Source organism: Lentibacillus persicus (assembly GCF_900112705.1).
GTDB lineage: Bacteria > Bacillota > Bacilli > Bacillales > Amphibacillaceae > Lentibacillus > Lentibacillus persicus.
The window spans coordinates 77,844-90,371 of record NZ_FOMR01000013.1; the positions used below are offsets into that span (position 1 = coordinate 77,844).

Consider the following 12,528-nt stretch of genomic DNA (forward strand, 5'->3'; position numbering starts at 1 on the left):
CCATGTCATACAATGGTATCATTAAAAAAGAATTCGATAATGATCGTTTACAAGTTGTCGGAGGTGCATGGTTTTGTCAGAAAGCTCACAAGAAATTTCAGTACGCTTACCAAAGAACCTGCTAAATGAGGTGGATGGACTAATGAAATATGAAAACAGTAATCTGAGTGATTTCATATGTCAAGCAACACGAAATTATCTGGAACACAAAAAAGAAGAGCACGTCCAGCAGTTTCGTGAATCAATGCAGCAAGGCTACATGGAAATGGCTAACATTAATCTCACCATCGCTTCAGAAGCTTTTCAGGCCGAGGAAGAAGCTGAGAAAAACAACTTACAGCGCACAGTGATCGGGGTGTAGGGCGTTTGATCGTGCAAAGAGGCGAAGTCTATTTCGCCGACTTATCCCCTGTAGTGGGATCAGAACAGGGAGGCATACGCCCCGTATTGATCCTGCAAAATGATATCGGAAACCGATTCAGCCCAACAGTTATTGTTGCTGCTATAACTGCTCAGATTCAGAAGGCCAAACTCCCGACACATGTGGAGATCAATGCGAAACGGTATGGATTTGACCGTAATTCGGTTATATTGCTGGAACAAATCAGAACGCTGGATAAGCAGCGGTTGACCGATAAAATAACAAAGCTTGATCATCATATGATGAAAAAGATTGATAAAGCTTTAGAAATCAGTCTTGGACTGAAAGAAATGTATGATCAATAGGTGATGCCCCCTTTCTATACAAAAAAAGGGGTTTTTTTATTTCCCCTCACTTGTGTTTAGGCAAACATTATACTAACTTCATCTTAATCTATAACGAATAATCGAAATTTGTATGGTTTTGTGATAAAATGTTCCTAAGTATTGTAAAATATAAATTTAAATAATATAAAACAATAGGGAGAAATCAGGAGGAGAATATGGACAGTAAGTTTAAACAAATTGTGCTTGATAACAGTGATATAATTGTTCAAAAATGGCTCGACGAAATTGATACACTGAAAACTTCCAACTATTCATCCAGTATAACAGAAGAATTGCTGGAGAGTACGAATCGGGAATTTGTTAATATTATTTTCAGCAGTATCAAAAATGAAGGCGACACTAAGCAATTAAAAGAGTTCTCCGAAAAACTGATTAATCTTGGATGGCAGTTAAGCTACATAACAGACGGGCTTCAAGTCTTCCGACGTGTCACGATTAATTTTATTCTTGAGCAATCCGACCAAATCGACACCGAATACATTTCTGAACTGCTCCAAAGTGTCGATAAATGGGTTGAGCCGGTTATCAGACAGCTTGTAAATGAGTATTCGGGAAATTGGGAAAATATTATTTCCCTGCAGCAGATGGCACTGCAGGAATTGTCTGCTCCTCTTATCCCGGTAATGGATAACATTACAGTGATGCCGCTGGTTGGCACCGTTGATACAGAGCGGGCTAAATTGATTATGGAGAATTTGCTCGATGGAACCATCAAACATAATTCGGAAGTTGTTTTGATCGATATTACGGGTGTTCCTGTTGTCGATACGATGGTCGCTCATCATATTATCCAGGCGGCTGACGCCGTTCGGCTGGTGGGTGCCACATGCATTCTGGTAGGTATCCGACCGGAAATTGCGCAGACAATCGTGAACCTTGGCATTGATTTAAGTAAGTTCCCTACGAAAAGCTCGCTCAGAAAAGGGTTTATCAAAGCACTTGAATTAACAAATCGCCAAATTGTAGACTTGCATCCAAAAGAAAATATTATAGAAAAAATAATTGATCCTCTTGGAGGCGAGAGTTAGAATGCGAATACCTATTTTAAAATTACATGATTACTTGCTGATTTCGATTCAAACAGAAATAGACGATAATACGGCGATTCAATTTCAAGAAGATTTACTTGATAAAATTCATACAACGGGTTCGACCGGTGTTGTAATAGACTTAACGTCCGTTGAAATAATCGATTCTTTTATAGCAAAAGTGCTGGGCGACGTTGTATCAATGTCCGACCTGATGGGAGCTAAAGTTGTATTAACCGGAATTCAGCCTGCGGTTGCCGTCACGTTAATTGATTTAGGGGTGCACTTAAAAAATGTTCCAACCGCATTAGATTTAGAACAAGGACTGTTAAAGTTACACAGGGAATTGGGGGAATGAGTATGGAACCTCAATCCTGTGTGAAAATTAAACAAGAATGGGATATTGTAAAAGCTCGTCAGCTCGGCAGAGATATAGCCCGTGAAGTGGGGTTCGGAACAGTTGACCAAGCACGGATCGCCACTACGATATCAGAGCTTGCCCGTAATATATACTTATACGCTGAAGACGGCGAAATATGCTTTGAGGTCTCCGAGGAGAGCGGGCATAAAGGAATTCTTATCAGTTCGGTGGATACCGGCCCCGGTATCGAAAACCTCAGTCAGGTTATGGAGGACGGGTATTCAACCTCCGGTGGCCTTGGCGCAGGGCTTCCCGGGGTGAAGCGCCTCGTTGATAAATTTGACATCGAATCAGAGACTGGAAAGGGTACTCAAATTCAGGCTGTTAAATGGTTGAGGTGAAATTTATAATAAAAAGGGGAACGTGAGTTGGGGACCCTCTCCGTTCTCATTATTAATATACCGGGGAAGACTCGTTGGCGGGGGACATGGTGTCTTCTTTGAACTTATAAATAAAGTCAATCTTACTGAATGAAGTTAATTTAAGGGGGGGAACGAATGGAAACATTGAAATCAGACATTAGCAACTATCGAAACTTGTTAAAGCATTATATTGAGGTGAGAGATGAACAATCTCTTTATGGTGCCGAGCAAATCAGCAAAATGTTCATTAAAAACAACGTCCCGCCGGAAGAAATAATTAACCTTCATATTCAGGCTTTGGAAGAGTTACACCCGGATATGCCTGACTATTTCCGTCACTCGATGAATTTTTTGCTGGAAATTATGATTTCGTACGGAATAGCTCACCAGGAACACCATTCGTTGCGGGAAGAACAATCAGAACTAAAATCTGAAATAGCGATGGCGGCAGGTATGCAGGAGACACTATTGGCTACAACGAAGCCGGAAATCGATTGCCTTGATATTGGTGTCGTCAGTGTTTCAGCCAATCAAATGAGCGGGGATTATTACCATTTTCTTAAAGGCAGAGATGATTCAATCGGGATAGCTATAGCCGATGTTATCGGTAAAGGAATTCCTGCAGCCCTGTGCATGTCGATGATCAAATACTCGATGGACAGCTTTCCTGAGGCAACCATGAACCCAAAGACAATCCTTAAGAACTTAAACCGGGTCGTGGAACGAAATGTGGATGCAGGCATGTTTATTACAATGTTTTATGCCCAATACATTCCCTCGGAAAGTAAAATACGTTACGCGTCAGCGGGTCATGAGCCAGGCTTTTACTATAATGCTCAAACCCAAAAATTTGAAGAGATCAAAGCAAAAGGTCTTGTGCTCGGTGTTTCCCCGGAAGCGGATTATCGGCAATATGAACGTGTCATTCACAGCGGCGATATGGTTGTTCTGTTAACAGACGGCGTCACAGAATGCAAACAGGGCGATCGCTTTATTGAAATTGAAGAAGTACTGGATGTGCTTAACCAGTATAGTGACTTGCCGGCACAGGAAATGGTTGATAAGGCGTATAAACATTTTGAACGGATGCAGAATTTCCAATTCCGTGATGATTTCACATTGATGGTATTGAAAAAAGAGGCTGATGGCCAATAATGCTGCTGCCTCAAGTCAACTACAGATTTTGCTTCATAGGGTTTAATAGCGATAATTAAAACACATCAGCCTGTAATATAGTCTCATTTGACGATACTGACGAGCGGAATATCATTTTTGATGCTCGGGGAATCTCATGATGAAATACTATGCAGGCTGATGTGTTTTTTCAGATTTATAACACTTTATGTTTAATATGCAGCCAGTCAGGGAAAAAGTAGTTTGATGAATCTAACTAGGGAGGGTAATAATGAATTTAAATATTGATGTTACAGAGGGAAACGGAAAGTCAGCAATGAAACTAGCCGGCGAAATTGATGCTTATACTGCGCCTCAGCTAAAAGAAAAATTACTGCCATTGACCAAAATCGAGAATAATCAAGTCGAGGTTGATTTGGAGGGTGTTCATTATATGGACAGCACCGGGCTGGGCGTTTTTATCAGTGCATTGAAGTCTGTTAATGAAAGTGACAGCAAAATGCGATTGATTAATTTACAGAACCGGGTTTTGAGATTATTCCAAATTACAGGTCTTGATGAAATAATAACATTAGACACGGCGATTCGGGGTGGAAATGACTAATGGATAAATTTGATTTTATAGAAATGAAGGTTCCTGCCAGAGCTGAATATGTAGGTGTTGTGCGTTTGAGTTTGTCCGGGATTGCGAACCGGCTGGGTTTTTCATATGAGGCAATTGAAGACCTCAAAGTCTCAGTTTCCGAGGCAATTACAAATGCGGTGGAGCACGCTTATCATGATGAAGATGATGGTGAAGTAACGGTCGGGTTCGGTGTGTATGAAGACCGTTTGGAAGTGATGGTCGCGGATCATGGAGGCAGTTTTAACCTGAATAAAGTTAAGGGAGGTATTGGTCCTTACGAAGGTTCAGAATCAGTTGAAAATTTACGTGAAGGCGGCTTTGGTTTATTCTTAATCGATGCACTGATGGACAAGGTTGAGATCAATAACGAATCAGGTGTAGTCGTGGTGATGACAAAGTACCTTCATGAAACTGGGGTGGGTCTAGATGACGACCAAATCTCAACGAGACAATAAAAATCAGGATGAAATTTACCAGTGGATAAGAGACCTCCAGGAAGATCCTGAAAATGAAGCATTACAGGAAAAGATTGTTTTAACTTACACCGACCTGGTTGAATCAATTGCGCGGAAGTATTCCAAAAACAGCAGTATTCATGAAGACCTGTCCCAAGTGGGCATGATCGGCTTGATTGCTGCAGTGCGGCGATATGACGCGTCTTACGGCAAATCGTTTGAATCATTTGCCATCCCAACGATAATAGGTGAAATAAAGCGGTTTATTCGCGATAAAACGTGGAGCGTACATGTCCCGCGGCGAATTAAGGAATTAGGCCCGAAAATACGAAAAGCTGTTGATGAGCTGACCACTGAAAACCAGGATTCACCCACCGTTCCGGAGATCGCGGATTATCTGAATGTTTCTGAAGAAGAGGTGCTTGAAACAATGGAGATGGGCAAAAGTTATAAAGCACTTTCCGTCGACCGAAAAATCGAAGCCGATTCTGAAGGGAGCACAGTTGCGATATTGGATTTGGTCGGCAATAGTGACAGCGGTTTTGAGAATGTGGATCAGCGGATGCTTCTGGAAAAAATACTGCCCGTCTTGTCAGAACGTGAACAAGAGATATTACGATGCACCTACTTTGAACATATGAGTCAGAAAGAAACCGGAGAGCAGCTCGGTATTTCCCAGATGCACGTCTCACGTCTGCAGCGTCGTTCATTACGCAAACTCCGTGAGGCACTTCAATCTGACAGTGTGAGTGGTCTGGATTGACTGAAGCCGTAAACAAAGTTGAAACAATGGTCTTCCAGAAGGCAAAAAAACAGCAGTATTACTGTGGAGACAGCTATTTTTATATGGAGACGGAAAATGATTATATTTGTGCGATCGCTGATGGTCTGGGAAGTGGCGAGTTTGCTAAAGAATCTTCGGAAATTGTAATAAGTATTATTAAAGACAATATTCATTTAACGATCGAACAGCTGATTAAACGCTGCAATGAAAAGTTGAATGGCAAACGCGGGGCTGTCATTGGTATCTTAAGAATTGATTTCCGTTCAGAACGTTATTCATTCTCCTCAATCGGAAATATAGGGGTTATGACAATTTCTGAAAACGGCAAAAAAAAGCGGAACATCCCTAATTCCGGATACCTCGCCGGTTATCACAGGCCATTCAAAATTGTAACGGACGAACTTGAACCGTTAATGAATTTTATCATGTTCTCCGATGGTGTTACCGATAGAGATTTATCTCAGCGTTTCTTATTGAACAGGAATGTTAAGCACGTAGTTCAAGCGTATGCCAAGTACACCGAAGATGAATTGCGTGATGATGATACCACGTTAATCGCAATAAAATATGAAGCGTAAGATCGGCTTGTAATGGTCGGTCTTTTTTCATTTTGTTCGTTTTTTGATAGAATTAAGAGGGTTACTAAAGGAGGCGCAAATTGACAATGCAACTGGAACAATGGGTAGCTAACGAAACAGATGTTAAAACGACTGCTGTCAAAAAAGTCATTGAAATGATGAATGAAGGGAACACAGTACCGTTTATAGCACGGTACCGGAAAGAGGCAACAGGCGGACTTGATGAAGTTCATATAAAGCAGATACACGACAAGTGGCAGTATGCCGTTAATCTTGCTGAACGAAAGGAGGAAGTCATCCGTCTAATCGATGAACAAGGAAAGCTTACTGAAGAATTAAAACATGAGATTACAAAAGCCTCACAACTGCAGCGGGTCGAAGATTTATACCGCCCCTATAAACAAAAACGGCGGACACGGGCAACAAAAGCAAAGGAAAAAGGCCTTGAACCACTGGCATTATTGGTATGGCGTCAGGAACTAAACGATGTATCCAGTGAAGCGCACGACTATTTGTCAGAGGAGGACGAGCTGCATTCGGTTGAGGATGTTTTGAGAGGTGTCAATGATATACTTGCCGAATGGATATCGGATGAGCCGGAATATCGTGAATACATACGTCGTGAAACATTTGAGCGCGGAAGCATTAATTCTGAAGTGAAAGATAAAACGAAAGATGAGAAAAGTATCTATGAAATGTATTATGACTATACCGAAGCTGTCCGTACAGTTGTGTCACATCGTGTTTTAGCTTTAAACCGTGGTGAAAAAGAGGGTGTGCTGAAGGTGGCGATTGAACCGCCGATTGAGCGTGTTATCTCCTATTTGGAACGAAAGGTTGCTTCAAATAAAGCGGACAACGAAACAGCTGAATTGCTCAAGGCTGCCATCGACGACAGTTTCAAACGTTTGATTCGGCCGTCTGTTGAGCGGGAGGTTCGCAACAGTCTGACAGAGAAGGCTGAGGAACAGGCAATTGATATATTTTCCAAGAACCTTAAAAATCTGCTTCTGCAGCCGCCGCTAAAAGGAAAAACGGTACTGGGGGTTGACCCGGCATACCGGACAGGCTGCAAGCTGGCCGTCGTTGATGAAACCGGTAAAGTTCATGAAGTCAGCGTAATGTATCCGACTGCACCAAGACATGATACAACAGGTGCTGAGAAGATCGTCCTCGATTTTATTAAACGTTTTGAAATTGAATTAATTGCGATTGGGAATGGCACAGCTTCACGAGAAACAGAGCAGTTTATTTCTGATGTGATTAATAACAATCAATTGGATATTCCGTATATCATTGTAAATGAAGCAGGTGCGAGTGTTTACTCAGCCTCACCACTGGCACGTGAAGAATTTCCTGATTTGGAAGTCGAAGAGCGGAGTGCGGCATCGATTGCGAGAAGAGTGCAGGATCCTTTAGCTGAACTTGTTAAAATCGACCCTAAATCGATCGGCGTCGGTCAGTATCAGCACGATGTTGCTCAAAAAGCACTCAACGAATCGCTCACATTCGTTGTTGAAACGACGGTTAACCAGGTCGGTGTTAATGTAAATACAGCATCGCCTTCATTGCTGCAATATGTTGCCGGTTTAAGTAAAACGGTTGCGAATAATATTGTAAATAAACGCAATGAAGAGGGGAAATTTTCCGATCGCAAACAATTGCGCAAAATTCCGCGCCTTGGTGATAAAACCTATGAACAGGGGATAGGGTTTTTACGTGTCCCTGATGGGGAAATTCCATTTGACCGGACGCCAATCCATCCGGAGAGTTATGACCAGGCAGAACAGCTGTTAGAAATGGTTGGCTGTGGTCTGGACGATATCGGTACTGCTGACCTTCGCGAAAAGCTGAATAAGCTTGACATTAAAACAGCCGCGGCGGAATTAGATATAGGCGAACCAACGTTACGGGATATCATTACGGCGCTTGGCCGTCCTGAGCGAGATCCGCGGGATGACTTGCCAAAGCCGTTGTTAAAACAAAATGTCCTTTCAATGGAAGATTTGCAGCAAGGCATGGAAATGCAGGGGACTGTCCGTAATGTGGTCGATTTTGGCGTCTTTGTCGATATCGGTGTTAAACAGGATGGCCTCGTCCATATATCCAAAATGTCCAATAAATTTGTTAAGCACCCGATGGATATTACATCAGTTGGTGACGTTGTGACAGTTTGGGTGGATAATATCGATATCGATAAAGGCAGAATCGCCCTATCAATGGTTGAAAAGTAAACTAAAAAAAGCTGATGATCGTTAAGGATCATCAGCTTTTTATCGTTCTATGATTAATTTTTAACGGCTTTAACACTTTCTGGAACGGATAAGCCTAACTCTTCAGCAACCCGCTCGCCCCATTCAGGATCAGCTTTATAGAAGTGCTCGATTTGACGGAGTTTAATATCTTCACGGGTAACCGGGCGCATATGATCAGCGAAGTTTTTAACGAGGCGCAATTTCTCATCTTCGCTCATCAGACGGTAAAGGTCACCTGGCTGGGTATAATGATCATCGCTATCATGAGCTACACTGTCTGCAACACCTTCAACTTCAAATGGGTTGATTTTTGTTGCTGGATCTTCAACCGGCCCATCGACTGAGTTTGGCTCGTAAACCGGATTTCCGCCACCATTGCCGTTAACCGCCATATAACCATCACGCTGGTAATGGTTTACGTCAACTTTTGGACGGTTAACCGGGATTTGCTGGTGGTTGACGCCCAAACGGTAACGCTGTGTATCAGAGTAGCTGAACAGACGTCCTTGCAGCATTTTATCCGGTGATGTTTCGATTCCGGGAACCAAGTTGGCTGGTGACAGTGCGGATTGCTCTACATCAGCAAAGTGATTTTCAGGGTTACGGTTCAGCACCATTTTTCCAACTTCGATACGCGGATAATCTTTTTGGGATACTGTTTTAGTAACATCGAAGATATCCCACTTATACGTTTTATAATCTTCATAAGGAATGATTTGAACATATAGTGTCCAAGAAGGATTATCACCATTCTCAATAGCATTGTACAGATCTTCGCGGTGATAGTCCGGCTGTTCACCTGCAAGCTGGTCAGCCACATCAACATCAAGGCCTTTAACACCCTGATCACTGATGAAATGGTATTTTACCCAGAATGCTTCTCCTTCGTCATTAACCCATTTATAAGTATGGCTTCCGTATCCGTTCATATGCCGGTATGTTGCCGGAATACCGCGGTCACCATGCAAATATGTGATTTGATGGAGTGACTCCGGTGACAATGACCAGAAATCCCAGACCATATCTTTATCTTTCAACCCGGTGCGTGGATTACGCTTTTGTGTGTGAATGAAATCAGGGAACTTAATAGCATCGCGGACAAAGAAAATCGGTGTATTGTTGCCCACTAAGTCATAGTTTCCTTCATCGGTATAGAATTTCAGTGCGAAACCGCGCGGGTCACGTACTGTATCTGCAGAGCCCAGTTCACCGGCTACAGTTGAAAAACGGGCGAACATTTCTGTGCGCTTTCCTTTTTCACTAAGGAAATCAGCTTTTGTATATTTGGAAATTTCATCGTTGGTGACTTCGAAATAACCGAACGCGCCTGCGCCCTTAGCATGAACAACCCGTTCAGGGATACGCTCTCTGTCAAAATGAGCCATTTTTTCCAAAAAGTGAACGTCCTGAATTAGTGTTGGACCTCTTTTGCCGGCAGTAATCGAATTTTGATTATCGCCAACAGGGGCACCAGAAGCTGTCGTCATTCTTTTTTTCTCATTACTCACTACCTGAACACCTCTCCTTAAGTGAAATAATTTTCTACATCCACTATTATAATACAAATCTATTAAAAATCAATCTTTATTTAAAATCATTGTAAATAAGACACGTTGAAGAGACGTAATTTAATATGTGCATATATTATGGTAAAATATCTATTGATTAAATCTGGAGGATGGTATGTGTGGGTGCGACAGATGAGAAGGAACTGACAAAATTAGTACACGAAATTTCAATGGCACATTTCGGTAAGCCATTTAATGATAAGGCCGTTTATAATAATAGGCTCAGAACTACTGGAGGCCGTTATCTTCCCGGCAAAAGAACAATCGAATTGAACCCTAAGTATACAACAGAGTTTGACGATGAGGAAGTCATTGGCATTATTAAACATGAACTATGCCATTACCATCTTCATATAGAAGGAAAGGGGTTTAAGCATGGAGACAAAGATTTTAAAGCTCTCTTAAAAGCAACGGGATCACCAAGGCACTGCTCACCATTACCTTCCATGAAAGATCGCTATAAACACATTTATAAATGTAAAAACTGCGGTCATTCTTACAAGCGTGTCCGAAGAATTGACCTAAATAAGTATAGGTGCGGCAAATGCAGAGGCAAATTGGTGAAGGTAACACTTGATAACACCAGTGATTAATTTCTATCTTGTTCTGTATTGACGAAAGGCAGCTTGCATGTTAAATTATACAAGCCTTAAATAATAGGGTGTTGCAGGAAAGTAGCTTTTTAACGGCTGTTGAAAATTCTATTTGAAAGCTATTGACATTAACAGTTATCTATTGTATTATATTTTTCGTCGCGGTTGTTCGCGACTTTCGAACGACATACTTAGTATACTATTCCACAGTAGCTCAGTGGTAGAGCTATCGGCTGTTAACCGATCGGTCGCAGGTTCGAATCCTGCCTGTGGAGCCATTTATGGAGAAGTACTCAAGTGGCTGAAGAGGCGCCCCTGCTAAGGGTGTAGGTCGTGTAAACGGCGCGAGGGTTCGAATCCCTCCTTCTCCGCCATTTCATGGCCCGTTGGTCAAGCGGTTAAGACACCGCCCTTTCACGGCGGTAACACGGGTTCGAGTCCCGTACGGGTCATTGTTTTTTATGATAATTGGTTGGGTCCGGTAGTTCAGCTGGTTAGAATGCCTGCCTGTCACGCAGGAGGTCGCGGGTTCGAGTCCCGTCCGGACCGCCATTTGTTGGGCTATAGCCAAGCGGTAAGGCATCGGGTTTTGATCCCGTGATTCGCTGGTTCGAATCCAGCTAGCCCAGCCATTTTCGAATGCTTTCAATACGTTTGTTTATATATAGATGAATGCACGGAAGTTAGAATTAAGGTAGCAATCTTTAAAATGAAGAGCCATTAGCTGGCCGTCAACATCACCGAACATGCTTCTGTGTGCAGGCCTGCGAGGAGTGCGGCCTCATCGAATTCACTTGCAACACGACGAGCACAGTACAACTTCGGTGGCTAATATCACAATCGAAAATTATTCAATCATATACACGAGCCATTAGCTCAGTTGGCAGAGCATCTGACTTTTAATCAGAGGGTCGGAGGTTCGAATCCTCCATGGCTCACCATCCTTGCGGATGTGGCGGAATTGGCAGACGCGCTAGACCCAGGATCTAGTGTCTTACGACGTGGGGGTTCGACTCCCTCCATCCGCACTTATCATTAACTTATATTGCTGTGTTGAGCACGGCGTTTTTCTTTGTTTAATACGCGGTCGTGGCGGAATGGCAGACGCGCTAGGTTGAGGGCCTAGTGGGAGTTAATCCCGTGGAGGTTCAAGTCCTCTCGACCGCATTAAAAAACATTATTGACAAGCTCTCTTCTGCATGGTACATTAGAGGATGTCGCTTTAAGCGCCCGTAGCTCAATTGGATAGAGCGTCTGACTACGGATCAGAAGGTTAGGGGTTCGACTCCTCTCGGGCGCGCCAAAAATACGGGAAGTAGCTCAGCTTGGTAGAGCACATGGTTTGGGACCATGGGGTCGCAGGTTCAAATCCTGTCTTCCCGACCATCGAGAGATCATTAATTAACTTATATAATACGCGGGTGTAGTTTAGTGGTAAAACCTCAGCCTTCCAAGCTGATGTCGTGGGTTCGATTCCCATCACCCGCTCCATTTAGGGCCTGTAGCTCAGTCGGTCAGAGCGCACGCCTGATAAGCGTGAGGTCGGTGGTTCGAGTCCACCCAGGCCCACTTTGCTCCTTGAAAACTGAACAAAACAACCAGTATGATAAACGATGTCAGAGGTAAGAAGTTGACGAATCAGCTAAGCTGATTTGACGCAAACTTTTTAACCCCTTGAATCAATTTTTGAAGCTAAGTATGAGATTGATCGGTGTCAATCTCACACAAACTTTTTTGGAGAGTTTGATCTTGGCTCAGGACGAACGCTGGCGGCGTGCCTAATACATGCAAGTCGAGCGCGGGAAGCAGCGGGTCGCCCTTCGGGGCGCACCCCTGTGGAACGAGCGGCGGACGGGTGAGTAACACGTGGGCAACCTGCCTGTAAGACTGGGATAACTCGCGGAAACGCGAGCTAATACCGGATAATGCTTGTGGTTGCATGATCACAAGCTGAAAG

General features: G+C 43.1%; 13 protein-coding genes, 12 tRNA genes and 1 rRNA gene. 25 read left to right on the forward strand and 1 reads right to left on the reverse strand.

The features are described 5' to 3' along the window. Positions 1–73 precede the first annotated feature (73 nt). From BMZ22_RS14925 to BMZ22_RS14975, 11 genes are all read left to right on the forward strand, one after another. Positions 74–361 (forward strand): CopG family ribbon-helix-helix protein, encoded by a 288-nt coding sequence (locus BMZ22_RS14925; protein WP_177183463.1) that lies wholly within the window; start codon positions 74–76, stop codon positions 359–361. A gap of 5 nt (positions 362–366) precedes the next feature. Continuing rightward, a complete protein-coding gene (locus BMZ22_RS14930) occupies positions 367–726 on the forward strand; it encodes a type II toxin-antitoxin system PemK/MazF family toxin (RefSeq protein ID WP_090087051.1) in 360 nt (119 codons plus the stop codon). A gap of 197 nt (positions 727–923) precedes the next feature. Beyond that, a complete protein-coding gene (locus BMZ22_RS14935; RefSeq protein WP_090087053.1) occupies positions 924–1,796 on the forward strand; it encodes an RsbT co-antagonist protein RsbRA in 873 nt (290 codons plus the stop codon). Between the two features lies 1 nt (position 1,797). Continuing rightward, positions 1,798–2,154 carry an STAS domain-containing protein gene (locus BMZ22_RS14940; RefSeq protein ID WP_090087054.1) on the forward strand — a complete coding sequence of 119 codons (357 nt, stop codon included), beginning with the start codon at positions 1,798–1,800 and terminating at the stop codon, positions 2,152–2,154. Positions 2,155–2,156: 2 nt separating this feature from the next. Beyond that, a complete protein-coding gene (locus BMZ22_RS14945; protein ID WP_090087056.1) occupies positions 2,157–2,558 on the forward strand; it encodes an anti-sigma regulatory factor in 402 nt (133 codons plus the stop codon). A 156-nt stretch (positions 2,559–2,714) separates the two neighbouring features. Then, positions 2,715–3,734, forward strand: coding sequence for a PP2C family protein-serine/threonine phosphatase (locus BMZ22_RS14950; RefSeq protein WP_090087057.1), 1,020 nt, complete (start codon positions 2,715–2,717; stop codon positions 3,732–3,734). Positions 3,735–3,984: 250 nt separating this feature from the next. Next, a complete protein-coding gene (locus BMZ22_RS14955; protein WP_090087059.1) occupies positions 3,985–4,317 on the forward strand; it encodes an STAS domain-containing protein in 333 nt (110 codons plus the stop codon). Continuing rightward, positions 4,317–4,793: an anti-sigma B factor RsbW gene (gene rsbW, locus BMZ22_RS14960; RefSeq protein ID WP_090087061.1), complete on the forward strand. Its 477-nt coding sequence runs from the start codon at positions 4,317–4,319 to the stop codon at positions 4,791–4,793. Before BMZ22_RS14955 ends, rsbW begins: the two co-directional genes overlap by 1 nt. Then, positions 4,765–5,556 (forward strand): RNA polymerase sigma factor SigB, encoded by a 792-nt coding sequence (gene sigB / locus BMZ22_RS14965; RefSeq protein ID WP_090087063.1) that lies wholly within the window; start codon positions 4,765–4,767, stop codon positions 5,554–5,556. The genes rsbW and sigB overlap by 29 nt, the downstream gene beginning before the upstream one ends. Before the next feature lie 26 nt (positions 5,557–5,582). Continuing rightward, positions 5,583–6,155, forward strand: a complete 573-nt coding sequence (locus tag BMZ22_RS14970) for a SpoIIE family protein phosphatase (protein ID WP_090087077.1) — start codon at positions 5,583–5,585, stop codon at positions 6,153–6,155. An 86-nt stretch (positions 6,156–6,241) separates the two neighbouring features. Further along, entirely contained in the window at positions 6,242–8,389 is a 2,148-nt protein-coding gene (locus tag BMZ22_RS14975) for a Tex family protein (protein WP_090087079.1), read from the forward strand. A gap of 53 nt (positions 8,390–8,442) precedes the next feature. Here the strand turns inward: BMZ22_RS14975 and BMZ22_RS14980 are convergent, their stop codons facing one another. After that, on the reverse strand, positions 8,443–9,897 hold the full coding sequence (locus tag BMZ22_RS14980; RefSeq protein WP_177183464.1) for a catalase: 1,455 nt from the start codon (positions 9,895–9,897) through the stop codon (positions 8,443–8,445). Positions 9,898–10,097: 200 nt separating this feature from the next. On the opposite strand from BMZ22_RS14980, the gene BMZ22_RS14985 reads away from it, so the two are divergent. From BMZ22_RS14985 to BMZ22_RS15050, 14 genes are all read left to right on the forward strand, one after another. Then, positions 10,098–10,571: a SprT family protein gene (locus BMZ22_RS14985; RefSeq protein WP_245745474.1), complete on the forward strand. Its 474-nt coding sequence runs from the start codon at positions 10,098–10,100 to the stop codon at positions 10,569–10,571. Positions 10,572–10,774: 203 nt separating this feature from the next. Further along, positions 10,775–10,849: transfer RNA gene (locus tag BMZ22_RS14990), tRNA-Asn, on the forward strand. 5 nt (positions 10,850–10,854) lie between these two features. Further along, a tRNA-Ser gene (locus tag BMZ22_RS14995) sits at positions 10,855–10,945 on the forward strand. Positions 10,946–10,951: 6 nt separating this feature from the next. After that, a tRNA-Glu gene (locus BMZ22_RS15000) sits at positions 10,952–11,023 on the forward strand. Positions 11,024–11,046: 23 nt separating this feature from the next. After that, a tRNA-Asp gene (locus tag BMZ22_RS15005) sits at positions 11,047–11,123 on the forward strand. A 5-nt stretch (positions 11,124–11,128) separates the two neighbouring features. Then, positions 11,129–11,203: transfer RNA gene (locus BMZ22_RS15010), tRNA-Gln, on the forward strand. 233 nt (positions 11,204–11,436) lie between these two features. Then, a tRNA-Lys gene (locus BMZ22_RS15015) sits at positions 11,437–11,512 on the forward strand. Between the two features lie 5 nt (positions 11,513–11,517). Next, positions 11,518–11,599: transfer RNA gene (locus tag BMZ22_RS15020), tRNA-Leu, on the forward strand. Between the two features lie 55 nt (positions 11,600–11,654). Next, positions 11,655–11,738 (forward strand) — tRNA-Leu (locus tag BMZ22_RS15025). Between the two features lie 59 nt (positions 11,739–11,797). Then, a tRNA-Arg gene (locus BMZ22_RS15030) sits at positions 11,798–11,874 on the forward strand. 6 nt (positions 11,875–11,880) lie between these two features. Further along, positions 11,881–11,957: transfer RNA gene (locus BMZ22_RS15035), tRNA-Pro, on the forward strand. A 31-nt stretch (positions 11,958–11,988) separates the two neighbouring features. Next, positions 11,989–12,062, forward strand: a tRNA-Gly gene (locus BMZ22_RS15040). A gap of 4 nt (positions 12,063–12,066) precedes the next feature. Then, positions 12,067–12,140 (forward strand) — tRNA-Ile (locus tag BMZ22_RS15045). A 162-nt stretch (positions 12,141–12,302) separates the two neighbouring features. Next, a 16S ribosomal RNA gene (locus BMZ22_RS15050) occupies positions 12,303–12,528 on the forward strand; the annotation flags it as partial.